Here is a 25,332-nt window from a genome sequence, read left to right as displayed (position 1 = left end):
CAATAGCTGATCCGTGCGGACGGGGCGGCAGGTGCCCCCGCACACGCCGTCGCCGACGGCGTTCGCGTCATCCATCCGGGTGCGCGCACGCCGTCCGGACAACCAGGATATGGAGAAGACATGCAACCCTCGAAGACCCAGAGTGACCTGAAATGTGGGCTCAAGCAGCGCCACATGACGATGATCGCGCTCGGCGGCGTGATCGGTGCCGGACTGTTCGTCGGCAGCGGCGTGGTGATTCAGCAGACCGGGCCGGCCGCGATCCTGTCGTTCCTGATCACGGGCGGGCTCGTCGTGCTCGTGATGCGGATGCTCGGCGAGATGGCCTGCGCGATGCCGGCCGTCGGTTCCTTCTACGAATATGCGCGGCTCGCGTTCGGCAACTGGCGCGGACCGGGCAAGATGGCAGGCTTCCTGACCGGCTGGATGTACTGGTATTTCTGGGTGATCGTGGTCGCGCTCGAAGCGGTCGCGGGCGCCAAGCTGATCCAGTTCTGGCTGCCCGACGTGCCTGCGTGGATCATCAGCCTCGCGCTGCTGGTCGTGCTGACGCTGACGAACCTGATCTCGGTCGGCAGCTACGGCGAGTTCGAGTTCTGGTTCTCGTCGATCAAGGTCGCCGCGATCATCGTGTTCCTGTTCCTCGGCGGCCTCTACGTGCTCGGCCTGTGGCCGTCGTCGATGCATACCACGGCGGTGCTGCCGACGCTGCTCGGCCACGGCGGCTTCATGCCGCTCGGGATCGGACCGGTGATGAGCGGGGCGGTCGCGGCGACCGGCTTCTACTTCGGCGCCGAGATCGTCACGATCGCGGCGGCCGAGGCGCGCGAGCCGGCCAAGGCCGTTGCGAAGGCAACCAACTCGGTGATCACGCGCGTGCTGGTGTTCTACGTCGGCTCGGTCGCGCTCGTGGTCGCGCTGGTGCCGTGGAATTCGCCGCAGATGGCCACGCCGTACGTCAGCGCGCTCGAGGTGATGGGCCTGCCGGCCGCGGCCAACGTGATGAACGCGATCGTGCTGACCGCCGTGCTGTCCGCGCTGAACTCGGGGCTGTATGCGGCGTCGCGGATGCTGTTCGCACTGACCCGCCACGGCGACGCGCCGGCCGCGCTCGCGAAGGTCAGCAAGCGCGGCGTGCCGGTGCGCGCGATCCTGCTCGGCACGGTGTTCGGCTACGTGTCGGTCGTGATGTCCTACGTGTCGCCCGATACGGTGTTCGCGTTCCTCGTCAATTCGTACGGCACCGTCGCGATCTTCGTGTACGTGCTGATTGCGTTCTCGCAGCTGCGCCTGCGCAAGCGTCTCGACGCGGCCGCAACCGCGAAGCTGCGCGTCAAGATGTGGGCCTACCCGTACCTGACCTGGGTCGCGATCGGCGGCATGATCAGCATCCTCGTCGCGATGGCGTTCATTCCCGACCAGCGCAAGCCGCTGTGGCTCGGCGTCGCGAGCCTCGCCGTGCTGCTCGTCGCCTACGGACTGACCCGCCGCGGTCGTCGCGAACATCTCGACGAAAGCGACCTGCTCGCGTATCCGCCGCGGTAACACGCGTCACGCAGGATGCGCCGCAGGCCCGGCGAGCGCGCCGGGCCTGCGCGCATGCGGCGCACGCGCGGATCGAACGCCCAACTATCAGTCCGACCGATAGGTTCGATCAGAGGATGCGACTTTGTGCATGCCGCCGGCGCGCCTACGATACACAGACCGATTCACGGGCGGGCCCGGCCGGGCCCGCCGTCATCCGCGAACGAGGACAGACGATGGAGCAGCGTGCGCGCGCCCGCGACGAGCGGGCCGAGATCAAGACCACGACGTGCTACATGTGCGCATGCCGCTGCGGCATCCGCGTGCACCTGCGCGACGGCGAAGTCCGCTACATCGACGGCAATCCCGAGCATCCGCTGAACCAGGGCGTGATCTGCGCGAAAGGTTCGTCGGGGATCATGAAGCAGTACTCGCCCGCGCGGCTCACGCAGCCGCTGATGCGCAAGCCGGGCGCCGAGCGCGGCGACGCGCAGTTCGAGCCCGTGTCGTGGGAGGTCGCGTTCGACGTGCTCGAAAAGCGCCTCGCGCACCTGCGAGCGACCGACCCGAAGCGCTTCGCGCTGTTTACGGGCCGCGACCAGATGCAGGCGCTCACCGGCCTGTTCGCGAAGCAGTTCGGCACGCCGAACTATGCGGCGCACGGCGGCTTCTGCTCGGCGAACATGGCCGCCGGGATGATCTACACGATCGGCGGCTCGTTCTGGGAGTTCGGCGGCCCCGACCTCGACAACGCGAAGCTGTTCTTCATGATCGGCACCGCCGAAGATCACCATTCGAACCCGCTGAAGATCGCGCTCGGCAAGTTCAAGCGCGCGGGCGGGCGCTTCATCGCGATCAATCCGGTGCGTACCGGCTATGCGGCGATCGCCGACGAATGGATCCCGATTCGCCCCGGCACCGACGGCGCGCTGTTCATGGCGCTGATGCACGAGCTGATCGCGCGCGACGCGTTTGACCGCGAGTTCGTCGCGCGCTTCACGAATGCGGCCGAGCTGGTCGACCTGCGCGAAGACGCCGACACGTTCGGGCTGTTCGTGCGCGATGCCGGCGCGCCCGAGATCAACGCGCTGTATCCGCAGAACCGCATGTGGTGGGATGCCGCGACGAACCGCGCGGTGCTGCACCACACCGACGGCGCGGAGCCGGCGCTCGACGGCCGCTACACGCTCGACGACGGTACGCCCGTCGCGCCGTCCTTCGCGCTGCTGCGCGAGCAGGTGGCCGATTGCACACCCGAGTGGGCAGCCGACATCACCGGCATCGCGGCCGACACGATCCGCCGTCTCGCGCGCGAGATGGAGACGGTCGCGCGCGAGCAGGCGATCGAGTTGCCGGTGCGCTGGACCGACTCATGGGGCAAGGAACATGCGTCGGTGAAGGGTGTGCCGATCGCGTTTCATGCGATGCGCGGGCTGGCCGCGCATTCGAACGGCTTCCAGACGATCCGCGCGCTGGCCGTGCTGATGTCGCTGCTCGGCACGATCGACCGGCCCGGCGGGTTCCGGCACAAGGCGCCGTATCCGCGCGCGGTACCGCCGTCGGCGAAACCGCCGAACGATCCGGAGCAGGTGCGGCCGAACACGCCGCTTGCGACCGGCCCGCTCGGCTGGCCGGCCGGCCCCGAGGACCTGTTCGTCCATCCGGACGGCTCGCCCGCGCGGCTCGACAAGGCGTTCTCGTGGGAATACCCGCTCGCGGTGCACGGACTCATGCATTCGGTGATCACGAATGCGTGGCGCGGCGATCCGTATCCGATCGACACGCTGCTGATCTTCATGGCCAACATGGCGTGGAATTCGTCGATGAACACGACGGAAGTGCGCAGGATGCTGGTCGACAAGCGCGACGACGGCGAATACCGGATCCCGTTCCTCGTCGTGTGCGATGCGTTCGCGTCGGAGATGACCGCGTTCGCCGACCTGATCCTGCCCGACACGACCTACCTCGAACGGCACGACGTGATGTCGGTGCTCGACCGGCCGATTTCCGAATTCGACGGGCCGGTCGATTCGGTGCGCGTGCCGGTCGTGCCGCCGGCCGGCGAATGCAGGCCGTTCCAGGAAGTGCTGATCGAACTCGCGAGCCGGCTGAAGTTTCCCGCGTTCACGACGCCGGACGGGCAACGCAAGTTCCGCGACTATCCGGACTTCGTCGTCAACTTCCAGACCGCGCCCGATTCGGGCACCGGCTTCCTGATCGGCTGGCGCGGCAAGCACGGCGACAAGGCCGTGGTCGGCGAGCCGAACCCCGACCAGTGGCAGCGCTATGCGGAGAACAACTGCGTGTATCACCACCGCTTGCCGGAATCGCTGCAGTACATGCGCAACTGCAACGGCCCGTACATGCAGTGGGCGGTCGACAACGGGATGCGCAAGTTCGGCGTGCCGATCGTGATCCAGCTCTATTCGGACGTGATGCAGAAATTCCGGCTCGCCGCGCAGGGCCGCACGTCGGGCCGGCAGCCGCCCGAGCATCTGCGCGAGCGCATTGCGCGTCATTTCGATCCGCTGCCGTTCTGGTATCCGTCGCTCGAAAGCGGGCTGACCGACGCGAACCGCTATCCGCTCGCGGCGATCACGCAGCGGCCGATGGCGATGTACCACTCGTGGGATTCGCAGAACGCGTGGCTGCGGCAGATCCACGGCGAGAACCATCTGTTCGTGAATCCGGCGACGGCCGCCGCACAGCGGATCGACGACGGCGCCTGGATCTACGTCGAATCGCCATGGGGCAAGGTGCGCTGCCGCGCGCGCTACAGCGAGGCCGTCGAGCCCGGCACCGTGTGGACGTGGAACGCGATCGGCAAGGCGGCCGGCGCATGGAACCTCGGCCCGCAGGCGGGCGAGTCGCAGCGCGGCTTCCTGCTCAATCACGTGATCACCGACGAATTGCCGGACCCGGCGCGCGCCGGCGCGCGTCTGTCGAACTCCGATCCGGTCACGGGGCAGGCCGGCTGGTACGACGTGCGGGTGCGGATCTACCCGGCCGAAGCCGACGCCGCGACGACGCTGCCGCAGTTCGCGCCGATGCCGGCGCTGCCCGGCTCGACCCGCGTGCTGCAGCGCGTGCAGGCGTATTTCGCGGGCACCGGCGCGTTCGCCGCGCGGCTGCGTCGCGGCGCCGCGTCGGGCCCGCAGTCGGACGACCGTTAAACGAAGGAGCGCAACCATGACCCAGATGGCCCTCGTCATCGACCTGAACGTGTGCGTCGGCTGCCATGCCTGCGTGACGAGCTGCAAGGAGTGGAACACGTCGGGCGAGGCCGGCAGCCTCGCCGACCTGCGGCCGTACGACGACGATCCGTCCGGCACCTTCTTCAACCGCGTGCAGACCTACGAGGCCGGCGTGTTCCCGATGACGGACACGATCCACTTCCCGAAGTCGTGTCTGCACTGCGAGGATCCGCCTTGCGTGCCGGTCTGTCCGACCGGCGCGAGCTACAAGCGCAAGTCGGACGGCATCGTGCTGGTCGACTACGACAAGTGCATCGGCTGCAAGTACTGCGCGTGGGCCTGCCCGTACGGCGCGCGCGAACTCGACGAAGGCCGCAAGGAGATGACCAAGTGCACGCTGTGCGCGGACCGCATCGACAACGAGGCGCTGCCCGAGCGCGACCGCAAGCCGGCCTGCGTGCTCGCGTGCCCGACCTCCGCGCGGCTGTTCGGCGACGTGCACGATCCGGAGTCGGACGTGTCGCGCGCGATTCGCGAGCGCGGCGGCTACGCGCTGATGCCGGAGTGGGGCACGCGCCCGTCGAACCACTATCTGCCGCGCGTGAAGACCGAAGCGTCGTGCGGATGCGGCAGCGGCGGCTGCGGCAGCGCATCGGACGGCCGCGCCGCGGACGATTCGTTCGAGGCGCGCGCGGCGCGCGGCGACCTCGACCTGGTGTCGCTCGCGACGCAGCGCTGAGCCGCGTTGCGCATCATTGATCCACGCAGAAACGGAGTTCTCATGCGTCCCGCCTTTTCGGTCGTCTTTCTCACCACGCTGTGCGGCGCCGCGCAGGGCCTGCTGCTGACGCTCGTGATCGTCGAAGCGCTGACGCGCGCGTCCGGCGTCGCCGTCGCGGCGTCGTTCTACGTGACGGGCGCCGCGCTGTCGGTCGTGCTCGGCGCGCTCGGCCTGCTGGCGTCGTTCTTCCATCTCGGCCATCCGGAACGCGCGTGGCGCGCGATCGCGATGTGGCGCACGTCATGGCTGTCGCGCGAGTGCATCGCGCTGCCGGTGTTTCTTGCCGGCACGTTCGCATACGGCGTCGCGCATGCGCTCGGCTGGCCCGGCACGCTGCTGATCGGCGCGGCCGATGCGCTCGCGAGCGTCGCGTTGTTCGTGTGCACCGCGATGATCTACGCGTGCCTGCGCTTCCTGCAGGAATGGGCGAGCCCGCTGACGCTGGTGAATTTCGTGCTGCTCGGCTGCGCGTCGGGCTGCACGCTCGCGACGGCCTGTGCGGCGTGGCTCGCGCCGTCGCTCGTCGCGTCGCTGGCGCCGGCCGCGTGCGCGCTGACGCTCGCCGGATGCGCGGCGCGGCTCGCGTCGCTCGCGCGCAATGCGCGGCTGCGGCCGAAGTCGACCGTGCAGAGCGCGACGGGGATCCGCAATGCGAAGGTCGAGCAGAAGTCGCGCGGCTTCACGGCGAGCGCGTTCAATACGCGCGAGTTCTTTCACGGCAAAGGCAACGGCACGTTGCGCGCGGTGAAGGCCGGCTTCCTGCTCGGCGCGTTCGCGGTGCCGTTCGTGCTGACGGGTGCGCTGGCGCTCGCGCCGACCTCGGCGGCCGCGGCGTTTGCGCTCGGCGCGGCGTTCGTGATCCAGTACGCGGGGCTGGTCGCCGAGCGCTGGTTCTTCTTCGCGGACGCGCGGCATCCGCAGAACATCTACTACCAGCGCGCGTCATGACGATGCGTGCGCTGCGCGACGCGGTGCCGGTGTCGGTGCATCTCCGGAGCGCGGAGGCGTTGCTGCGTGTACGACGGCGCGCGACGCCGCGAATAGCGATGGACTCGCCCGTGTGTTCCGGATGCAATCACACGCTAGAAGGTCGCCGCGAGCGCGCGGGCGGCTTCCTGCAGGCGCGGCACGCTGTCGAGCAGCCGCGACAGCGGCGCGCGCGACACGGGCGCATGCACGGCGACCGCGGCGACGCACGCGCCGTCCGCACCGACGATCGGCGCGGCGATGCAGACGATGCCGGCGACGAACTCCTCGTTGTCGATCGAGAGCCGCTTGTGCGCGGTGCGGTCGAGTTCGGCTTCGAGCAGTTCCGGGTCCGAGATCGTGTTCGGCGTATGGCGCGCCAGCGTCATCGTGCGCACCAGCACGGCGCGTTCGTCGCGCGGCAGCAGCGCGAGCAGCAGCTTGCCGCTGGCGCTGCAGTGCGCGGGCACGCGCGAGCCGGGCTTCAGGTCGAGCCGCAGCGGCCAGTCGGCTTCGACGCGGTCGAGATAGACGACCTCGGTGTCGTGCAGCATCGTCAGGTTGCAGGTTTCGCCGAGATCGGCGACGAGCCGTTCGAGGATCGCATGACGCAGCCGACGCGCGCCGGCGTTCAGCATCACGTTGGCGCCGAGCCGCGCGAGCCGCGGGCCGACCGCGTACGCGTTCTTGCGGCCCGGCTCGCGAATCACGAGGCCGCCGGCCTCGAGCGACGCGAGCATCCGGTGCAGCGATGCCTTCGGGATGTCGACGTCGCGCGCGAGATCGGCGAGCGACACGGCATCGCCGGCCTGGACGAGGTGTTCGAGCAGCGCGAAGGCGCGCAGCGTGGGCGTATCCGCGGGAAGCATGGGCAGGGCCGTTCCGGAAACTGGACTGCGGCCATTGTACCGAACGGCTTCGCCGGCCCGCCGCGCCGACGGGCGGCCGGAACGAGCCGGCCCGAATCTTTCACGGCGGAACGAATCGTTCCGCAAACGGGTGCGACGCGGCACGCGTAGACGCCCGCAAACGATATGCAACGACAGGAGCGCAACACGATGGATGGGGTGGCGAGCAAGCCGGACTGCATGGTGTCGGTCCGCGAGCGGTTCGGCGTCGATTCGGACCTGATGGTGCCCGCGTTCGGCGTGCGCGACGATCACGTGCCCGACGTCGACGACGCGTACCGCTTCAACCCGGACGTGACGCTCGCGATTCTCGCGGGCTTCGCCCGCAACCGGCGCGTGCTGGTGCAGGGCATGCACGGTACCGGCAAGTCGACGCATATCGAGCAGGTCGCGGCGCGCCTGAACTGGCCGTGCGTGCGCGTAAACCTCGACGGCCACATCAGCCGGCTCGATCTGGTCGGCAAGGACGCGATCGTCGTGCGCGACGACGTGCAGGTGACCGAGTTCCAGGAAGGGATCGTGCCGTGGGCGCTGCAGCGACCGGTCGCACTGATCTTCGACGAATACGATGCCGGGCGGCCCGACGTGATGTTCGTGATCCAGCGGATCCTGGAGCGCGACGGCAAGTTCACGCTGCTCGACCAGAACCGCGTGATTCATCCGCATCCGTCGTTCCGGCTGTTCGCGACCGCGAACACGGTCGGGCTCGGCAACCTGAACGGCCTCTATCACGGCACGCAGATGCTCAACCATGCGCAGATGGATCGCTGGAACGTGGTCGCGACGCTCGACTACCTGCCGCGCGACGAGGAGATCGGCATCGTGCGCGCACGCGTGCCCGAGCTGGACGACGCAGCGGGCCGCACGCTGCTCGAAGCGATGGTGAGCGTCGCCGAGCTGACGCGCAACGGCTTCGCGACCGGCGACCTGTCGACGCTGATGTCGCCGCGCACGGTGATCGACTGGGCCGAGAACTGCCGGATCTTCCGCGATCCGGCGCTCGCGTTCCGGCTCACGTTCCTGAACAAGTGCGACGACGCCGAGCGGCCGGTCGTCGCCGAGTATTACCAGCGCTGTTTCGGCGAGGAACTGGCGGTTGCGTCGCATGCCGGCGGCGGCGAACCGGGAGCGGGGCGGTGAGCGCCGATCGCGACGCGGCGCGCCGCGCGTCGCTGCGCGAAGCGCTGGCCGCCTCGACCGTGCGTGCGCTGACGCGCGATGCGGCGCTGCATTATCGTGCGGGCCGCGTCTGCCGCGAGCTGCGTCCGCTGCCGATTCATGCGCCGCATCTGCGCGCGCAGGCCGACGACGATCTCGCATCCTGGCGCGGCGCGGCGGATGGCGCTGCACTGCGCATCCTGCATTCCGACGCCGATCTGCATCGCGCGCTGCTCGGCGACGACCCGGTCGAACGCGTGCTGTTCGAGATGCTCGAGCAGTTGCGCTGCGAATCGTTGGCGCCGCCTGCGATGCGCGGGCTCGTGCAGAACCTGCGGCATCGTTTCGAAGCGTGGTCGCGCGCGTTCCATCGGTCGGGGCAGGCCGACACGCATGTCGGGATTCTCGTGTACACGGTCGCGCAGGTCGCGTGGTCGCGCCTGTCGGGCTGGCCGGTGCTCGACGAAACGGAAGACCTGATCGAAGCGACGCGCGCGGCGATCGTGCCGGAGATCGGCATGCAACTCGCGGCGCTGAAGCACTGCCGGCACGACCAGCGCGCGTTCGCCGCGCATGCGCTGACGCTCGCGCGGCGCATCGCGGCGATGATTCGCGACGCGCGCGCGGCCGTCGTCGACACCGACGCAAACGACGCGCGCGAACCGGACGACGCGCTGACGAATTTCTCGCTGTGGGTCGATTTCGACGAAACGGGCGTCGACCTGCCGGCGCTGGTGGAGACCGGCGACAGCGTCGTGCTGGATGGCGGCGACGGCGTCTATCGCGCGTACACCACGCGCTACGACCGCGAACTGCGGCCGGCCGCGCGGATCCGTGCGGCGCTGCTGCGCGAGTATCGCGAGCGGCTCGATGCGCAGGTCGCCGCGCAGCGCATCAACGCGACGCGGCTCGCGCGCGTGCTGCGCGCGGCGCTCGTCGTGCCGCAGGCCGACGGCTGGTCGTTCGGCGAGGAGCACGGCCGGCTCGACGGCCGTCGGCTCGCGCAGCTCGTCAGCTCGCCGGCGGAGCGTCGGCTGTTCCGGCTCGAACGCGTGCGGCCGCGTGCCGATTGCGCGCTCGCGTTCCTGATCGATTGCTCGGGCTCGATGAAGGCGTGGATCGACGCGGTCGCGCTGACCGTCGACACGCTCGCTCGCGCAGGCGACGCCGCCGGTGTCGCGACCGAGGTGCTCGGCTTCACGACGCTCGCCTGGAACGGCGGCCGTGCACGACAGGACTGGCTCGCGCGCGGCAAGCCGCGTCATCCGGGGCGGCTGAACGAAACCTGCCATCTGGTGTTCAAGGACGCGGACACGCGCTGGCGGCACGCACGCACCGGCATCGCGGCGCTGTTCAAGGCCGACCTGTTTCGCGAAGGCGTCGACGGCGAAGCGGTCGAGTGGGCGTGCGCGCGGCTCGCCGCGCGGCCGGAGGCGCGGCGGATTCTCGTCGTGATCTCGGACGGCAGCCCGATGGACGGCGCGACGGCGCTCGCCAACGACCCGTTCTATCTCGACAACCATCTGAAGCAGGTGGTCGCGCGCCAGGAAGCGGCTGGCCGCGTCGAGATCCTCGGGCTCGGCGTCGGGCTCGATCTCGGCCCGTATTACCGGCACCGGCTCGCGATCGATCTCGCGTCGCTTCCGGACATGAAGCGGCTGGTCGAGATCGCGGGCTGGATCGGCGCGCGGCGATGAGGTGCGGCGCGGCCTGCTGCGGAGAAGCGGCGCTCAGACCCGATGCAGCAGCGGCGGCAGCGACGTCGCGATCAGTCCGCCGCCGATCGCCATCAGCACGCCGAACGCGAGCCGCCGCGTCGCGACCGGCGACAGCGGCGGCGGATAGTGGCGCGCGGCGACCGTCATCAGCATCACGACCGGCGTGGCGATCGCCGCGAGCAGCCAGATGTCGCGGTCGAGCCGGCCTTCGCATGCGCTGAACAGCACGCGCGTCGCCGAGGTCGTCGTAAACAGCACGATCAGCGCGCAGCGGATCTGCACGAGCGTCAGCGGCTGCCGGTAGAACTGGAAGATCAGCGGCGGCCCCGATACGCCGAACATCCCGCTCAGCAGCCCGCCGAACACGCCGCTGACGAAGAAGCTGCGATTGTCCGAGCGCGTGTCGAGCGGCGTCGGCCGCAGCGCCGCGCTCAGCCCGCCGTACAGCACGACCGCGCCGAGGATCAGCTGCAGCAGGTCGGCCGCCGAGCGGCTCAGGCATTCGAGCAGCAGCACGCCCGCGACGACCGACGGCAGGATGCCGAGCGTTGCCGCGCCGACCGCGCGCCAGTCGATGTGATGCAGCCGCCCGGGCAGCGCGGCCGCGCCGTTCGCGAGCGACACGATGCTCATCAGCGTCGCGACGGTCGCGAGCGGCGCGAGGCCGAAGCCGCTCGTCGCGCCCATCACGATCATGCCGAGCCCGAAGCCGGTAATCGTCTGGAAATAGCTGCCGGCGCCGATCACCGCGATCAGCACGGCCAGTTTGTCGGCGCTCATGCGTGCGCGGCCTCGGTCGTCGCGGCGCGTTGCGCGGCTGCCTGCGCCTGCACGGTCGTCGCCGCGATCACGTGATACACGTCGTCCGCGCTGCAGCCGCGCGACAGGTCGTTCGCCGGTCGGCGCAAGCCTTGCAGCAAGGGGCCGACGGCCTTCGCGCGGCCGATGCGCTCGGCGAGCTTGTAGCCGATGTTGCCGGCCTCGAGGCTCGGGAACACCAGCACGTTCGCGTGGCCGCCGACCTGCGAATGCGCGATCTTGCGCTCGGCGATCTCGGCGACGATCGCCGCGTCGAGCTGCACGTCGCCGTCGATCGCGAGCGTGGGGCGGCGCTCGCGCACGCGCGCGGTCGCGGCCGTCACCTTGTCGACCGCCGCATGGTGCGCGCTGCCGCTCGTCGAGAACGACAGCATCGCGACGCGCGGCGCCTCGCCGAGCAGCGCCTGCGTGCTGTCGGCCGCGGCCATCGCGATTTCGGCGAGCTGCCCGGCGTCCGGATCGACGACCAGCGCGCAGTCGGAGAAGATCAGGCCGCCCTTGATCGTGTGGAACGGCTCGCACAGCATCATCAGGAAGAAGCTCGACACGATCCGGAACGACGGATCGACGCCGATCAGCTGGATCGCCGCGCGCACGACGTCGGCCGTCGCGTGCACCGCGCCCGCGACCGAGCCGTCCGCGTCGCCGAGCCGCACCATCAGGTTCGCATGGCAGAGCGGGTCGAGCACGGCATCGCGCGCGGCGTCGGCCGTCATGCCCTTGTTCTTGCGCAGCGCATGCAGCGCATCCGCATACGCGTCGCGCGACGCGGCGCTGGCCGGATCGACGAGCGCGATGCCGTCGAGGTCGATGCCGTCGCGCGCGGCGGCCGCGTGAATCGCGGCGCGCGCGCCGACCAGCACGACATGCGCGATGCCGTCGCGGGTCGCGCGCGCGGCGGCGTGCAGCACGCGCGGATCGTCGGCTTCGCAGAGCGCGATGCGCATCGGCTGGCGGCGCGCGGAGTCGAGAATGCGGTCGAGGGCTTTCATGGGCGGCTCGGGAAGGAAAAACGGCCGGAAGCGGCGGCCCGCGCGGGGGCTCGGCATCCGGCCGGGGAACCGGCCGCGCGCGTCGCGCACGGCCGGCCGCTGGGTGCGTCAGCGACGCGTCGTCACACGTAGTCCTTGTACTTGTCGAGCATGCGCACCGGCTTCGACAGCGCGTCGCGACGGAACGGATCGCCGAGTTCGCGCGTGCACATGATCTCGATGATCGTCGTCTTGCCTTCGTTCATCTGCATGTCGATCGCGCGCTTGAGCGCCGGGCCCACGTCTTCGAGACGGTCGACCGTGATCCCCTCGGCGCCCATCGCGCGCGCGATCGCCGCGAAGCTCTGGTTGTCGAGTTCGCCCGCGACGAAGCGGCGGTTGTAGAAGTCGACCTGGTTCTTCTTCTCCGCGCCCCACTGGCGGTTGTGGAACACGACGGCCGTGACAGGGATGTTGTGGCGCACGCAGGTCATCGTCTCCATCAGGCTCATCCCCCACGCGCCGTCGCCCGCGTACGACACGGCCGGACGGTGCGGCGCGGCGACCTTCGCGCCGATGATCGTCGGGAACGCATAACCGCAATTGCCCCAGCTCATTGCCGCGAAGAAGCTGCGCGGCTTGTTGAAGCGCAGATAGCTGTTCGCGACCGAGTTGATGTTGCCGATGTCGGTCGACACCATCACGTCCTCGGGCATCGCCTTCTCGAGCTCGCGCAGCACCTGGCGCGGATGCAGGTACTGGCCGCCGCTGAAGGGCTTCTCGTGCTTCTGCTCCTCGATCATGTCGAGGCTGAACGCGTCGCGCTCGTGCGTCCAGTCGTCGAGCTCCTTCTCCCACGCGGCCTTTTCGGTCGCGATCTGGTCCGCGCGTTCGCCGCGCGACGCATCGCATGCGAGCGTGCGGCCTTCGAGGCGCTGCGTGAGCGCGACCGCGGCGGCCTTCGCATCGCCGCAGATGCCGACCGAGATCTTCTTCACGAGGCCGAGCATCTTGTGATCGGCATCGATCTGGATGATCTTCGCGTCCTTCGGCCAGTAGTCCATGCCGTGCTGCGGCAGCGTGCCGAACGGCCCGAGGCGCGAGCCGAGCGCGATCACGACGTCCGCGCGCGACAGCAGCTTCATCGCGGCCTTCGAGCCCTGGTAGCCGAGCGGGCCGCACCACAGCGGATGATTCGCCGGGAACGAGTCGTTGTGCAGGTAGCTGTTGACGACCGGTGCGCCGAGCCGTTCGGCGAGCGCCTTGCATTCGTCGATCGCATCGGCCATCACGACGCCGCCGCCCGAGATGATCACCGGGAACTTCGCCTGCGCGATCAGCTCGGCCGCGTCGTTCAGGCTCTGCTCGCCGCCGGGGCCGCGATCGAGCTTGCGCGGCTGCGGAATCTCGACCTTGACCTTGCCGTAGAAGTAGTCGCGCGGAATGTTGAGCTGCGTCGGCCCCATCTCGGCCTGCGCGCGGTCGAAGCAGCGCGCGGTGAATTCGGCCATCCGCGCCGGGTGCGTGACGTGACCCTGGTACTTCGTGAATTCCTGGAACATCGGCAACTGGTTCGCCTCCTGGAAGCCGCCGAGGCCGATGCCCATCGTGCCGGCTTCCGGCGTGACGATCACGACCGGGCTGTGCGCCCAGTACGCGGCCGCGATTGCCGTCACGCAGTTGCTGATGCCGGGACCGTTCTGGCCGATCACGACGCCGTGACGGCCCGATACGCGCGCATAGCCGTCGGCCATGTGGCCGGCGCCCTGTTCGTGTACGACCGGGATCAGCCGAATGCCGGCCGGCGCGAAGATGTCCATCGCGTCCATGAACGCGGAGCCCATGATGCCGAACATGTCGGTCACGCCGTTGGCCGCGAGAGTCTCGACGAAGGCTTCGGACGGCGTCATGTCCTGCGGGCCGCTGGCCGAAACGCGCTGGGAAGTGGTTTGTTCGCTCATGGGTTGTCTCCGGGATTGTTCAATTAACGGAACGTCCTGTTCCAGATGCTATTTGCTGGCGGAGCCGGGTCAAGCGATTCCGCCGGGTGTCGGGGAATGTGGAATGAAATGAAATGATTCGTTTCAAAATGCGCGAGGCGTCGGCGATGCGCGCCGGGCGCGCTCAGGCCGGCTGCTTCGGCCGTTCCTTGCGGAACGCGCGCTTGACGGCGATCAGTCCGTCGCGGAATTCGAACAGGTCGCAGCCTTCGGCCTCGATGCGCCAGCCGTCCGCGTGCGTGCCCGTGAACACCCATTCGGACACGCCGCGCTCGCCGCATACGGTGTGGCGGCCGTGGCCCCAATGCGCGTCGGGGAAGGTCTTGAACACCGCTTCGAACGCGGCGCGCACGGCGTCGCGGCCGACGAAGCGCGTGCCGTGGACGTCGGGGCCGCCGGCCGCGTCGAACACGCAGTCCTCGGTCATGAAGCCCATCAGCGCGTTCGCGTCGTGCCGGTTGAAGGCGTCGGAAAAGGCCGTGAGCGTGGCGGTCGTGACGGCGGCGGGGGCGGTAAGCGTGTCAGCCATAACGTGTCTCCTGTCGAGTGGTGGGCGGCCGCGCTGCGCTGGCACGCATGCGGCACGCGGTATCGACACGTTAGTGAGCGCCTGTTTTTGACGGTAGCGCCAGTTCGGGGGTTTCGCTTGGGCCAGCGGCGTTGTGGCGGTTGGCGGGGGAAGGGGCGGCGTGACAGTTTTTAATTATTTAATGATTATTTTTGGGCGATATATCGGATCGATGATTGTTGGGCGGGCGTAATTTGAATTTGAAAAGTAAGGAGTCGATTTCGGGATTGGATGGTAGGAATCAAGATTGTTCTAAATTGATTTGATTAGATAGGACGTGTCTGAAGTCGAGTTGCCTTATTCGAGTTGCCTTATTTGAAAAATCGAGGGATGTGTATCTGTTGGTGTGTGCGCGAGTTTGCGGGTCAATATTTCGTTGGTTTTGCGTGGTCGCTTCCCGGATTTTTGCGTAGTGCGGGAGAGCAGGCATGCAATCGATCTTTTGCCAACTTATCTAAGGATCCGACTATGTCGCGACGAGCAGTCAGAAACGGCGACCCGACGACTACAGGGGGCTTCGTTACTGCAACGACAGCCACGATGTTTCATAAAGACAAACATGTAGCGCTTGATGGCGACGAGGCAACATGCGGCAACTGCAAGGGTTCGTTCAAGATTGTCGGGAGCGCAACACGCATGACGTGGCACGGCCGCAATGTTGTTCTCGAGGGTGACCACGTACTTTGTCCATGCGGAACGAACAGAGTTCTCGCGGGCAGTGACTGCACCATTTTTTACGATGTTTCGGACGGTGCGGCCGGAATCGGTGCGCGTTCGTCAAGCGCACTCACGCGTTCCGTTACACCGGTAGTCCATGACGAGCAGTTCGTGATCCGGGACAAGCGGACAAAGCAACCGTTGAGCAATGTGCGGTATTGGATCAAGGATCAGTCCGGCAATGTGCTTGCGTCGGGATCGAGCGACGCAAGCGGGTGCACGTTGCGCGTGAGAACGGAAGGCCCGCAGACGCTGAAGCTTTTTGTCGGGGACTGAAACGATGACGAATCAAACCGAGGTGGCCGAGACAACGACGAATACCATCAAGGGATCGCAGCGGTTCGCCGATGTCGACATGCGGCCGATTTGCGAAAACATGAGCAATTCTGAGTTTCGGATAATGTTCGCTCGGGCGCAGGCGATTGCCGTGAATCGGCTGGAGGCGCGCGTTGCCTTCTTGACGGAATGGTCCTCGCACGAGAAAGGCCGCGTATTCAAGTGGTTCGGTCGCGATGACGAGCAAACCCGTAGACGGCTTCTGACCGGATTGACGAAGGTGCTGAATGTTGTCCGTTCGTTCAGCGAGCACAACGTCGTTCGTACGGGGAGCGCGGCCGATCTGGCGACGGGTTGCACACCCCACCCACTGGGAACGGGGCAGGAGGCCGCCCACGTCTGCGCACCGGACACCGCAACGCACACGTTCTCGATCAGCGCCAAGTTTTGTACCATGCGTCCCTGGAGCGCGTATGCGGATTCCCAAGTATCCGTGATCATTCACGAAGCAAGTCATTTCCTGGACACCATGGCAACCACGGACGAGCAGTACTACATCACGCCATTCCTTTCCGCATGGGGGCGATCACATCCGGATTTGGCGATCAACAATGCCGACAGCATTGCGGGATACGTCGTAGATGGAGACTAAACTCCTGGCGGTCCTCGCGCTCGCGTTCATCGGTATGCAGACAGCGTTGGCGTGCGACGGGCCAAAAAATCTTTCCGGCCAATATATCGACGTTCGCTTCGAAAGCGACTCAAGCGAGATTCCTGTCACCGAGCTGGCGAGGTTGTCGGTATGGTCGCGTGATCTGCGCAGTCGATTTCCGATTATCGACGTCGTCTGGACTGTCGGACTTTCGGAGCCGACCGAGAAAGACGCGCGACAACTGGCATACCGACGTGCACAAAACGTCATGAATGCACTTGACCAGTTCGCGATCAGAGGAAAACGGAGTGCTTTTATCGGCAGAGTCTACAAGCCGATTCCCGAGATCGAGGAAACGGGGAGGCGTGTGGAGGTCAATGTAGGGCCGGGGTGCCCTGACGATTGTTGCCCGAATCCGCACACCGTGCCTTGATGTTCGCGTCCCGCGACAAGGCCCGCGCCACTGCGGGCCTCATTCATTAATCGGGCTTCTGCGCGCGCACACACTGCGCCAGCGCCTGCACGCCCGCATCGATCCGGTCGAGCGGAATCGCCGAGAACCCCATCCGGAAATAGCGGTGCGCATCGTCGTCGCGCATGAAGAACACGTCGCCCGGCTCGATCAGGATGCCGGCGGCCTGCGCATCGGCCGCAAGGCGCGCCGCGTCGAGCCACGGCGGCCCCTCGACCCAGCACGACGCGCCGCCCGTCACCGGCACGTAGCGCGCTTCCGGCAGATGCGCGTCGAGCGCCGCCATCAGCGCCTGCGAGCGCTCGCTGTACGCATGCGCGAGCCGGCGCAGCAGCGCGTCGTGATGACCGAGCGCGAGAAAGGTCGCGAACGCACGCTGGATATACGCGACCGGGTGGCGCACCATCAGCCGCCGCAGCGCCCGCAGCTCGCGGATCAGCTCGCGCGGCCCGACCACGTAACCGAGCCGCAGGCCCGGTGCGAAGGTCTTCGACAGGCTGCCGACATAGATCACGCGATCGGCGCCGTCGAGACTCTTCAGCGCCGGATGCGGCGTGCCGGAGAATGTGTTCTCGCTCTCGTAGTCGTCCTCGATGATCACGAAATCGTGCTGCTGCGCGCGCTCGAGCAGCGCGCGGCGGCGCTCGACCGGCATCGTCGCGGTGGTCGGGCACTGATGGCTCGGCGTCACGTACACGTAGTCGCAGCGCGCGAGCACGGCGTCCTGTGCGTCGGGCGCGATCCCGTTGCCGTCGACGGGCAGCGGCAGCAGCCGCGCGTTGCGGTTCTCGAAGATGTTGCGCGCGTCCGGATAGCCGGGGTTCTCGAAGCCGACCGTCGTGTGCTTGTCGCACAGCAGGTCCGCGATCAGGTACAGCGCCTGCTGGCAGCCGTTCGTGACTACGATCTCGTCGGGCATCGCGAACACGCCGCGACGCGGCAGCACGCGCGTGCGGATCTGCTGGATCAGCGATTCGTCGTCGCGTTCGATCAGGTCGGGCGCCCAGTTGCGGATCTCCATCACCGACAGCGCTTTCAGGCAGCATTCGCGCCAGTCGTTGGTCGGAAACAGCGACTGGTCGAACTGCCCGTAGATGAACGGAAATTCGTAGTGCTGCCAGTTCGCGGGCTTCACGATGTTGCGCTGCGCAGACGGCGGATGCGCGATCCGCTTGTGCCATGCCGGCCGCTGCGGCGCCTCGCCGCCGCCGTCTTCCGGTTTCATGCCGGGCGGCGCGGCCGCGAAGCCCGGTATCCCCTCGAGCATCTTCGGGTTCACGAAGTGCCCGCTGCGCTCGCGCGAAATCAGGTAACCCTCCTCGACGAGCATCTGGTACGCGAGCACGACCGTGTTGCGCGCGACGCCGAGCTGGTCGGCGAGCTCGCGGCTCGACGGCAGCGCGGCGTCCGGCGGAAGCTGGCCGTCGAGGATCGCAGCCACCAGCATGCGGCGGATCTGATCCTGCAGGCTTGTCTTCGATGCCGACGACCGCCGGAACTGCTGGGCCCATAACGCGGTCGGGGTGCGACTCGACATGCTTCCTCCTGTGAACGATGCGGGACGCGCGAAGCGGCGCGCTCGGCGCGCGCGATTCTGCAAAGGGGGCGCGGAATCGCGCGATACGCGTGCCGCGCCGCGGATGTGGACTCAATGAAAGGCGCGGTCTGGTACTAGTGCGCGCCGACGTGGCAAGACGATACTCAACTCGTCGCACCCGGACGATTGGGATAACTCCCCGGTACGCGGGCGCGGGACGGCGCACGCGCCGCGTTTGCCGGCATCGTCGATCGGGGAGGGGCGCCATGCACGTTTTTGTATTCCGCGATCGCTGCGAACGCGTGATCCGCATCGTGTTCGACGACGCGCATGCGACGGCCGTCGCGTATCGAAACGACGCGGCGATCGGCGAACTGAACATCGACGATCGCGCGCCGCTGCCGATGCTCGCGCGGCTATATGTCGAGCCGGCCTATCGGCGCAGCGGCATCGCGCACACGCTGCTCGCGTGCGCGTCGCGCGCGTTCGGGCAGCCGATTCGCATCGACGCCGCCGCGCGTGCCTGGCCCGATTCGCCGGCGTGGGCGACGCTGTGCCGCTGCCTTGCGCACGAAGGGCTGGTCGTGGCCGGGTAGCGGACGTGCAGCGTTGTCGCGCGTGCGTGTCGGCGTGGTGGCGATCGGCACGCAACGCAAGCGGATAAAAACGCAAGAACGCAAGAACGGAGACGAAATGAGTACGGTCCTGAAGCCGATTCCCGCATCCGACGTGCGGCACGAAGCATTGCGCATCGACGGGCAACGCGTGTGGCGCGATGCGGCGATCGAAGTGCGCAACCCGTACGACGGCGCACTCGTCGGCACGGTGCCGAAGGCGACGCTCGACGACGTGCGGCGTGCATTCTCGGTCGCACGGGCCTACCGGCCGTCGCTCACGCGCCACGAGCGCGCGGCGATCCTGCGCCGTGCGGCCGAGATCGTGCGCGCGCGCACCGCCGACATCGCGGCGCTGATCACCGCCGAGGCCGGGCTGTGCGTCAAGGATTCGACGTACGAAGCAGGGCGCGTCGCCGACGTGCTGACGTTCGGCGCCGGCGAAGTGCTGAAGGACGACGGGCAGATCTTCTCGTGCGATCTGACGCCGCACGGCAAGAAACGCCGCGTGTATACGCAGCGCGAGCCGCTGCTCGGCGCGATCTCCGCAATCACGCCGTTCAACCATCCGATGAACCAGGTCGCGCACAAGGTCGTGCCGTCGGTTGCGACCAACAACCGGATCGTCGTGAAGCCGTCGGAGAAGGTGCCGCTGTCGTGCTACCTGTTCGCCGACATCCTGTATGAAGCGGGCCTGCCGCCGCAGATGCTGCAGGTGCTGACTGGCGACCCGCGCGAGATCGCGGACGAACTCGTCACGAACCCGGCGATCGACCTGATCACGTTCACCGGCGGCGTGGCGATCGGCAAGTCGATCGCGTCGCGGATGGGCTACCGCCGCGCGGTGCTCGAACTCGGCGGCAACGATCCGATCATCGTGATGGACGACGCCGATCTCGACGAGGCGAGCACGCTCGCGGTGTCGGGCTCGTACAAGAACTCCGGGCAGCGCTGTACCGCGATCAAGCGGATGCTGGTGCACGAAGCGGTCGCCGACCGCTTCACCGAGCTGGTGGTGGAGAAGACGCGCGCGTGGTCGTACGGGAACCCGGCCGATCCGTCGGTCGACATGGGCACGGTGATCGACGAGGCGGCCGCGAAGTTATGCGAGCAGCAGGTCAACGACGCGATCGCGCGCGGCGCGCGGCTGCTGGTCGGCAACGTGCGAGAGGGTGCGCTGTATTCGCCGACGGTCGTCGATCGCGTGACGCCCGACATGCCGCTGGTGAAGTACGAGACGTTCGGGCCGGTGTCGCCGATCATGCGTTTTCGCGATATCGACGAAGCGATCAGGATGTCGAACAGTACCGACTATGCGTTGTCGTCGTCGATCTGCACGAACCGCTTCGATGCGATCACGCGCTTCATCACCGAGCTGGAAGTCGGCAGCGTGAACGTGCGCGAAGTGCCGGGCTACCGACTCGAGCTGACGCCGTTCGGCGGCGTCAAGGATTCGGGGCTCGGGTACAAGGAAGGCGTGCAGGAAGCGATGAAGAGCTTCACGAACGTGAAGACGTATTCGCTGCCGTGGTGAGCGCAGGCGGGAAGGGCGCCGCGCGCCTTCCCGCCGCACCCGGCGTTACTGATAGAAGTTGAGCGTGACCATCGCCGAGCGGCCCGGCGCCCACGTCGCGTAGATCGGATACGCGCTCGCGTAGTACTTCTTGTCGAACAGGTTCTGCACGTTCAGCTGCACGTCCATCGTCTTGTTCACGCGCCACGTCGCGGCCGCGTCGAAGCGTGCATAGCCGGGCGTCCACTTCTTCACCGTCTGCGAGACCGATGCGTAGGTCTTGCTCATCACGGTCGCGCCCGCGCCGAGCGTGAGCTTCGGCAGCACGTCGTAGCTGGTCCACAGCGTGAAGTTGTGCTTCGGCACCATCACCATCGGCAGGCCCGAGCCGCCCGGATTGCCGGGGCCCGCGTCGACCGTGACCGCGTTCAGGTACGAGTAGCCGCCGAACACGTGCCACTTGCCGGTCAGGTTGCCCGCGAAGCCGAGTTCGGCGCCGCGCACGCGCTGCTTGCCTGCGTTGATCGTATGGCCGAGGCCATCGTTCACCTGCGCGTTGGTTTTCTCGGTGTCGAACAGCGCGGACGTCAGCGACAGCTGCCCGTCGATCACGTCCCACTTCGCGCCGACCTCGATGTTGCGCGAGCGTTCCGGCGACAGGCTCTGGTTGTTCGCGGTGATCTGGTCGGTACCGCCGCCGAGGCCGCCGTTCGAGCCGGGCGGATTCGACGACGTGCCGTACGACGCATACAGGCTCACCGTGCGCACCGGCTTGAACACGAGGCCGAACTGGTAGCTGAACAGGTTCGACGTGTTCGACAGGTCCGCGACGCCGGCCTGCTTGGCCGTGATGTCGTAGCGGTCGAACCGCAGCCCTGCGTTGAACAGCCACTGCTCGGTCAGCTTCACCGTGTCGAAGATGTATGCCGACGCAGTGGTCGTGCGCGTGTTGGTCGTTGCGCCGGGGAAGCCTGTATCGCCGTTCAGCACGATGTTGCCGGTCCACGGCATGTTCGGGTTCCAGCCGCCGGCGATCGGCGCGCAGAACGAGGGAGACGTCACGCAGATGTCGCCGCTTCGCAGGTTCGTGCCGGCCGAATCCGATACGAGATAGCCTTCGTAGCGATTCTGTTCGAGGCCGAACTCGACGCCGGCCGTCATCGTGTGCTGCATGCCGAACAGGTTCGCGCGGCCGGTCACCTCGGTCTGGTTCGCGATGCCGTTGGTCGCGTACTTGCCGCTCTTGGCCTGCATGCCGAGCTGGTCCGGATACTTCGTCGAGATCTGCGGATTCGTCGCCACGTAATCGAGCGTCGAGCGCCCGAACATCGTCGTGTTCTTCAGCTTCCAGTCGTCGTTGAAGCGGTGCTCGACCCGCACTTCGCCGGTATCGGTCTGCCCGTAGCGGTAGTCGCGCGTGTTCAGCCCGAAGAACTGGCCGCGATCGGTCGGCACCGGCGTGCCGCCCGTCGAACGGAACGGCACGCTGAAGTCCGGCATGTCGTACGAGTTCATGTGGTAGTAGCTGAGCGTGACCGTGGTCGGCGTGTTCAGCCCGAACACGATCGACGGCGCGACGCCCCAGCGCTTGTTGTACACGTCGTTGCGGCCGGCCTGGTTCGCGTCGTGGCCCATCACGTTCAGCCGCACGGCGGTCGTGTCGTCGATCTTGCGGTTCGCGTCGATCGTCGCGCGCTTGTAGCCGTCGGTGCCGAAGCCGATGCTGCTGTTGATGAAGTTGTCGTTCTGCGGCGTCTTCGTGACGATGTCGACGCTGCCGCCGACCGAGCCGCGGCCCGCATAGACCGAGTCGGGGCCCTTGACCACGCTGATCTGCTCGACCGCGAAGGTCTCGCGGTTCTGCAGCCCCGAGTCGCGCATGCCGTCGACGAAGATCGAGTTGCGCGATTCGAAGCCGCGGATCACCGGACGGTCGGCCGACGGGTTCGCGGCCGCATCGCCGCCGAGGAACGTGATGCCCGGCACCGAGCGCAGCGCGTCCGCGAACGACGTGACGTTCTTTTCCTTGATCAACTGCTCGGGAATCACCGTGATCGAGCGCGGCGTGTCGAGCAGCGGCGCGGTGAACTTGTACGACGGCGAGCGCTTCACCTGCATGTCCGATAGCGCGGACGACTGGATCGCGATCGTCGGCAGCGTGCCCGACGCGTCGACGGCGGCCGCCTGTTGCGGCGCGGGCGTGCGATCGGTGGCGGAAGCGGAAGACGGAACGGTTTCGGCGGAAGCGAGCAGCGGCGTCAGGAATACGGAGCAGGTCAGCGCCGATGCGAGGGCGCGGGGCCTCGTCTTGAACTGGGCAGGCATATCGGAAAGCAGCGGAAGTATCGGTAAACGGTGCGTTTTCTCGATGCGGGCGGCGCTGCGCATGACACCGGAAAACGTCAATCTAAATGCGTATGATTCGCGTTTGCGGTCGCAATTGTACGGACCGGTCCTAAATTAGTAAACAATTGAATGGTTTTTGTACTAATTCAGTCAGGTTTCCGGCCGGCCGGATGGCTTTGCGTCCGATGCAACACCGCTTTTCGTCGGCCGCGTCGCGCGCCGCGCCGGCGAATCGATACACTGCCGTACCGGTTGGACGGGCCCCGGCAAGCAGGCCCGAGGAAGGAGACAGGACACGATGGACACCTCACGCGCAGCGGTCGTCACGTACCGCGACAACGCGATCGAGAACACGCATGCCGCCCATGTGGCGGTGGTCGATGCCCGCGGCAGGCTGCTGCTGCGGTTCGGCGACCCGTTTCGGATGACGCTCGCGCGTTCGGCGGCGAAGCCGGCGCAGGCGTTGTCGGTGATCGAGACGGGCGGGCCCGACCGGTTCGGGTTCGACGACGCGGACATCGCTTTGATGTGCGCGTCGCACAGCAGCGAAGAGCGGCATATTGCGCGCACGCGCGCGATGCTGTCGAAGGTCGATGCGCAGGAGTCGGATCTGCGCTGCGGCGGGCATCCGCCGTTGTCCGACGCGGTCTACCGGTCGTGGATCAAGCGCGACTACACGCCGACCGGCGTGTGCAGCAACTGTTCGGGCAAGCACGTCGGGATGCTGGCCGGCGCGCGCGCGATCGGCGCCGCGCTGACCGACTACCATCTGCCGGATCATCCGATGCAGGTGCGCGTGAAGCAGGTCGTGGCCGATGCGTGCGGTTTGCGCGACGACGAGGTCGACTGGGCGATCGACGGCTGCAACCTGCCGACGCCGGCGTTTTCGCTCGACCGCCTCGCGCGCCTGTACGCGTCGCTGGCCGACGGCGCGGACGCGGCGGAAGCCGGCGGCGACGCGCTTACCGCGCGCGTTCGCGCACTGGCGCGCATTCATCGCGCGATGACGGGCTATCCGGAACTGGTGGCCGGCGACGGCCGCTATTGCACGGTGCTGATGCGTGCGTTCGATGGGCAGGTCGTCGGCAAGCTCGGCGCGGATGCGTGCTACGGGCTCGGCATCCGCGCGTCGGCGCGTACGCGCGCACTCGGCGCCGACGGCGCGCTCGGCATCTCGGTCAAGATCGAGGACGGCAATATCGACGTGCTGTACATGGTCGTCAGCGAGATCCTCGAGCGGCTGCAGATCGGCACGGCGGCGCAGCGCGCGCAGCTGGCCGGCTTCCATCGGCCGCCGATGCGCAATACGCAGGGCGTCGAGATCGGGCGCGCGGCGTTCCCGTTCGAATTGCAGCAAAGCTGAGCGGCGCGGCGTCGCCGTTGCCGCCGAGTCGCGATTCGGGCCGCGCGCATCGGCATTGGCATGCCGCGCGTCCGCACGCGGCCGCACGCGGCCGCACGCCACCGCTACGCGTGCGCGCCGCGGATCCTGCGCAACTCCGCTTCCGACAACTCGCCGATATCGGCGAGCTGTTCCGCGAGAAAGTCCTTCAGCACGCGCAGCTTCGCCGAGCTGCGCCGGTTCGCCAGATACGCGATGTAGATGAATTCGCCGGTCAGCTTGTTGTGCAGCCGCCAGCGCGGCAGCACGGCTTCGAGCCGGCCGCTCGCGAGCAGGTCGCGCACCAGCCAGATCTCGAACTCGGCGATGCCGAGCCCTGCGCAGGTTGCTTCGAGCAGCAGCTCCGAATGATCGGTGACGAGATTGCCGGCCGGCAGCACGCTGTGCCGCGTGTCGCCGTCGACGAGCTCCCAGCGCGGATCGCCTTCCGGGTGCACGTAGCGCAGGCAGTTGTGCTGCGTCAGGTCGTCCGGCGACGCCGGGCGTCCGCAGCGATCGAGATAGCCGGGCGCCGCGCACAGGATGCTGTCGTTGCGCGACAGCCGGTGCACGACGAGGTTGTCGAGGTAGTTCTCGCCTTCGTGGATGTCGAGGTCGAAGCCGCCGGCCACGAGGTCGTTGTGATTGTCGGTGAGCCGCACGTCGAGCTGGATCGTCGGGTAGCGCGCGAGAAACGGCGCGACCAGCGGCGCCAGATGGCGGCGGCCGAACGCGACCGGCGCGGTCAGCTTCAGCGGGCCGCTCGGCTGCGCATTCAGTTCGGCGACGACGCGCAGGGTGTCGTCGAGATCGGCAATCAGCGTGACCGCGCGCTCCAGATAGATGTTGCCGGCCTCGGTCAGCGTGACGCTGTGCGTCGAGCGATGCAGCAGCGGCACGCCGAGCGTCTCCTCGATGGCCGTCACGCGGCGCGCGACGGTCGACGTCGACACGTGCATCTCCTTGGCGACCGCCGAAAAACTCCCGGTTTCGACCACTCTCACGAACGCGCGCATCGCCCCCAGATGGTCGATGCCGGTCTCCTTCACGCCTTTCTTCATTCGATTCTCGCTGTTGCGTCCCACGCAAAACCGCTTTCGATAATACAGAGGCGAGCTTCTTTATGCAAAGGCATAGAATGCGAACCCGTCGCGCCGGGAAGCGGCGAACGATGTCCGGACGGGCATCGCGATGCGCGACACGCGGGCGGCGGAACG

Annotated in this window: 20 protein-coding genes; 12 read left to right on the top strand and 8 right to left on the bottom strand. The window is 67.5% G+C overall.

The genetic code is table 11. The features are described from left to right. Window positions 1-120: 120 nt before the first annotated feature. From BST28156_RS01070 to BST28156_RS01055, 4 genes are all read left to right on the top strand, one after another. Window positions 121-1,545 carry an amino acid permease gene (locus BST28156_RS01070; RefSeq protein WP_174901215.1) on the top strand — a complete coding sequence of 475 codons (1,425 nt, stop codon included), beginning with the start codon at window positions 121-123 and terminating at the stop codon, window positions 1,543-1,545. Window positions 1,546-1,760: 215 nt separating this feature from the next. Further along, window positions 1,761-4,697 (top strand): molybdopterin oxidoreductase family protein, encoded by a 2,937-nt coding sequence (locus BST28156_RS01065; protein ID WP_174901214.1) that lies wholly within the window; start codon window positions 1,761-1,763, stop codon window positions 4,695-4,697. A gap of 16 nt (window positions 4,698-4,713) precedes the next feature. Next, window positions 4,714-5,457 (top strand): 4Fe-4S dicluster domain-containing protein, encoded by a 744-nt coding sequence (locus tag BST28156_RS01060; RefSeq protein ID WP_060243230.1) that lies wholly within the window; start codon window positions 4,714-4,716, stop codon window positions 5,455-5,457. 42 nt (window positions 5,458-5,499) lie between these two features. Then, window positions 5,500-6,447, top strand: coding sequence for a dimethyl sulfoxide reductase anchor subunit family protein (locus BST28156_RS01055; RefSeq protein WP_174901213.1), 948 nt, complete (start codon window positions 5,500-5,502; stop codon window positions 6,445-6,447). Between the two features lie 134 nt (window positions 6,448-6,581). On the opposite strand, the gene BST28156_RS01050 is transcribed toward BST28156_RS01055, so the two are convergent. Further along, entirely contained in the window at window positions 6,582-7,334 is a 753-nt protein-coding gene (locus BST28156_RS01050) for an IclR family transcriptional regulator (protein WP_174901212.1), read from the bottom strand. 189 nt (window positions 7,335-7,523) lie between these two features. Between BST28156_RS01050 and BST28156_RS01045 the strand changes: the two genes are divergently transcribed. Further along, a complete protein-coding gene (locus tag BST28156_RS01045) occupies window positions 7,524-8,513 on the top strand; it encodes an AAA family ATPase (RefSeq protein WP_174901211.1) in 990 nt (329 codons plus the stop codon). After that, complete coding sequence (locus tag BST28156_RS01040) at window positions 8,510-10,228, top strand: cobaltochelatase CobT-related protein (protein ID WP_174901210.1); 1,719 nt, start codon at window positions 8,510-8,512, stop codon at window positions 10,226-10,228. The genes BST28156_RS01045 and BST28156_RS01040 overlap by 4 nt, the downstream gene beginning before the upstream one ends. Window positions 10,229-10,261: 33 nt before the next feature. On the opposite strand, the gene BST28156_RS01035 is transcribed toward BST28156_RS01040, so the two are convergent. The 4 genes from BST28156_RS01035 to BST28156_RS01020 all read right to left on the bottom strand — a co-directional run bounded on the left by BST28156_RS01035 (window position 10,262) and on the right by BST28156_RS01020 (window position 14,568). Continuing rightward, complete coding sequence (locus BST28156_RS01035) at window positions 10,262-11,029, bottom strand: sulfite exporter TauE/SafE family protein (RefSeq protein WP_060243239.1); 768 nt, start codon at window positions 11,027-11,029, stop codon at window positions 10,262-10,264. Further along, window positions 11,026-12,060: a phosphate acetyltransferase gene (pta, locus tag BST28156_RS01030; protein WP_174901209.1), complete on the bottom strand. Its 1,035-nt coding sequence runs from the start codon at window positions 12,058-12,060 to the stop codon at window positions 11,026-11,028. The genes BST28156_RS01035 and pta overlap by 4 nt, the downstream gene beginning before the upstream one ends. 122 nt (window positions 12,061-12,182) lie before the next feature. Beyond that, window positions 12,183-14,000, bottom strand: a complete 1,818-nt coding sequence (xsc, locus tag BST28156_RS01025) for a sulfoacetaldehyde acetyltransferase (protein WP_174901208.1) — start codon at window positions 13,998-14,000, stop codon at window positions 12,183-12,185. A gap of 163 nt (window positions 14,001-14,163) precedes the next feature. Next, window positions 14,164-14,568: a nuclear transport factor 2 family protein gene (locus tag BST28156_RS01020; protein ID WP_174901207.1), complete on the bottom strand. Its 405-nt coding sequence runs from the start codon at window positions 14,566-14,568 to the stop codon at window positions 14,164-14,166. A gap of 507 nt (window positions 14,569-15,075) precedes the next feature. Between BST28156_RS01020 and BST28156_RS01015 the strand changes: the two genes are divergently transcribed. From BST28156_RS01015 to BST28156_RS01005, 3 genes are read left to right on the top strand one after another with little or no spacing between them, the layout of a single operon-like run. Beyond that, window positions 15,076-15,600, top strand: a complete 525-nt coding sequence (locus BST28156_RS01015; protein WP_081077190.1) for a PAAR domain-containing protein — start codon at window positions 15,076-15,078, stop codon at window positions 15,598-15,600. Between the two features lie 4 nt (window positions 15,601-15,604). Further along, the gene (locus BST28156_RS01010) at window positions 15,605-16,252 is read left to right on the top strand and encodes a M35 family metalloendopeptidase (protein ID WP_174901206.1); all 648 of its coding nucleotides are present in this window, start codon (window positions 15,605-15,607) and stop codon (window positions 16,250-16,252) included. After that, entirely contained in the window at window positions 16,242-16,685 is a 444-nt protein-coding gene (locus tag BST28156_RS01005; protein ID WP_244131314.1) for a hypothetical protein, read from the top strand. Before BST28156_RS01010 ends, BST28156_RS01005 begins: the two co-directional genes overlap by 11 nt. Before the next feature lie 46 nt (window positions 16,686-16,731). Here BST28156_RS01005 and pdxR read toward each other — a convergent pair whose 3' ends face one another. Next, on the bottom strand, window positions 16,732-18,261 hold the full coding sequence (gene pdxR, locus BST28156_RS01000; RefSeq protein ID WP_174901205.1) for a MocR-like pyridoxine biosynthesis transcription factor PdxR: 1,530 nt from the start codon (window positions 18,259-18,261) through the stop codon (window positions 16,732-16,734). 266 nt (window positions 18,262-18,527) lie between these two features. On the opposite strand from pdxR, the gene BST28156_RS00995 reads away from it, so the two are divergent. Together BST28156_RS00995 and phnY are read left to right on the top strand one after the other, a co-directional pair. Then, on the top strand, window positions 18,528-18,857 hold the full coding sequence (locus BST28156_RS00995; protein WP_174901204.1) for a GNAT family N-acetyltransferase: 330 nt from the start codon (window positions 18,528-18,530) through the stop codon (window positions 18,855-18,857). Between the two features lie 97 nt (window positions 18,858-18,954). Then, window positions 18,955-20,409: a phosphonoacetaldehyde dehydrogenase gene (phnY, locus tag BST28156_RS00990; protein ID WP_174901203.1), complete on the top strand. Its 1,455-nt coding sequence runs from the start codon at window positions 18,955-18,957 to the stop codon at window positions 20,407-20,409. Window positions 20,410-20,454: 45 nt separating this feature from the next. Here phnY and BST28156_RS00985 read toward each other — a convergent pair whose 3' ends face one another. Continuing rightward, a complete protein-coding gene (locus BST28156_RS00985; RefSeq protein ID WP_174901202.1) occupies window positions 20,455-22,713 on the bottom strand; it encodes a TonB-dependent receptor in 2,259 nt (752 codons plus the stop codon). A gap of 319 nt (window positions 22,714-23,032) precedes the next feature. On the opposite strand from BST28156_RS00985, the gene BST28156_RS00980 reads away from it, so the two are divergent. Then, window positions 23,033-24,097: an asparaginase gene (locus BST28156_RS00980; RefSeq protein ID WP_174901201.1), complete on the top strand. Its 1,065-nt coding sequence runs from the start codon at window positions 23,033-23,035 to the stop codon at window positions 24,095-24,097. 104 nt (window positions 24,098-24,201) lie between these two features. Here BST28156_RS00980 and BST28156_RS00975 read toward each other — a convergent pair whose 3' ends face one another. Continuing rightward, complete coding sequence (locus tag BST28156_RS00975; protein WP_174901200.1) at window positions 24,202-25,176, bottom strand: LysR family transcriptional regulator; 975 nt, start codon at window positions 25,174-25,176, stop codon at window positions 24,202-24,204. Between the last annotated feature and the right edge of the window lie 156 nt (window positions 25,177-25,332).

It is taken from the genome of Burkholderia pseudomultivorans (genome assembly GCF_902499075.1).
Classification (GTDB): Bacteria; Pseudomonadota; Gammaproteobacteria; order Burkholderiales; family Burkholderiaceae; genus Burkholderia; species Burkholderia pseudomultivorans.
The sequence above is the reverse complement of the archived record's forward strand: the minus strand, read 5'-3'. Positions and strand labels throughout refer to the sequence as shown.

What these genes read in the sequence shown, in the direction of transcription:
- BST28156_RS01045 (WP_174901211.1), top strand. Translation starts at nt 7,524, where the DNA reads ATGGATGGGGTGGCGAGCAAGCCGGACTGCATGGTGTCGGTCCGCGAG.
- BST28156_RS01070 (WP_174901215.1), top strand. Translation starts at nt 121, where the DNA reads ATGCAACCCTCGAAGACCCAGAGTGACCTGAAATGTGGGCTCAAGCAG.
- BST28156_RS00975 (WP_174901200.1), bottom strand. Translation starts at nt 25,176, where the DNA reads ATGAAGAAAGGCGTGAAGGAGACCGGCATCGACCATCTGGGGGCGATG.
- BST28156_RS01060 (WP_060243230.1), top strand. Translation starts at nt 4,714, where the DNA reads ATGACCCAGATGGCCCTCGTCATCGACCTGAACGTGTGCGTCGGCTGC.
- pdxR (WP_174901205.1), bottom strand. Translation starts at nt 18,261, where the DNA reads ATGTCGAGTCGCACCCCGACCGCGTTATGGGCCCAGCAGTTCCGGCGG.
- xsc (WP_174901208.1), bottom strand. Translation starts at nt 14,000, where the DNA reads ATGAGCGAACAAACCACTTCCCAGCGCGTTTCGGCCAGCGGCCCGCAG.
- BST28156_RS01005 (WP_244131314.1), top strand. Translation starts at nt 16,242, where the DNA reads ATGGAGACTAAACTCCTGGCGGTCCTCGCGCTCGCGTTCATCGGTATG.
- BST28156_RS00995 (WP_174901204.1), top strand. Translation starts at nt 18,528, where the DNA reads ATGCACGTTTTTGTATTCCGCGATCGCTGCGAACGCGTGATCCGCATC.
- phnY (WP_174901203.1), top strand. Translation starts at nt 18,955, where the DNA reads ATGAGTACGGTCCTGAAGCCGATTCCCGCATCCGACGTGCGGCACGAA.
- BST28156_RS01010 (WP_174901206.1), top strand. Translation starts at nt 15,605, where the DNA reads ATGACGAATCAAACCGAGGTGGCCGAGACAACGACGAATACCATCAAG.
- BST28156_RS01020 (WP_174901207.1), bottom strand. Translation starts at nt 14,568, where the DNA reads ATGGCTGACACGCTTACCGCCCCCGCCGCCGTCACGACCGCCACGCTC.
- BST28156_RS01065 (WP_174901214.1), top strand. Translation starts at nt 1,761, where the DNA reads ATGGAGCAGCGTGCGCGCGCCCGCGACGAGCGGGCCGAGATCAAGACC.
- BST28156_RS01035 (WP_060243239.1), bottom strand. Translation starts at nt 11,029, where the DNA reads ATGAGCGCCGACAAACTGGCCGTGCTGATCGCGGTGATCGGCGCCGGC.
- BST28156_RS01055 (WP_174901213.1), top strand. Translation starts at nt 5,500, where the DNA reads ATGCGTCCCGCCTTTTCGGTCGTCTTTCTCACCACGCTGTGCGGCGCC.
- pta (WP_174901209.1), bottom strand. Translation starts at nt 12,060, where the DNA reads ATGAAAGCCCTCGACCGCATTCTCGACTCCGCGCGCCGCCAGCCGATG.
- BST28156_RS01015 (WP_081077190.1), top strand. Translation starts at nt 15,076, where the DNA reads ATGTCGCGACGAGCAGTCAGAAACGGCGACCCGACGACTACAGGGGGC.
- BST28156_RS00985 (WP_174901202.1), bottom strand. Translation starts at nt 22,713, where the DNA reads ATGCCTGCCCAGTTCAAGACGAGGCCCCGCGCCCTCGCATCGGCGCTG.
- BST28156_RS00980 (WP_174901201.1), top strand. Translation starts at nt 23,033, where the DNA reads ATGGACACCTCACGCGCAGCGGTCGTCACGTACCGCGACAACGCGATC.
- BST28156_RS01050 (WP_174901212.1), bottom strand. Translation starts at nt 7,334, where the DNA reads ATGCTTCCCGCGGATACGCCCACGCTGCGCGCCTTCGCGCTGCTCGAA.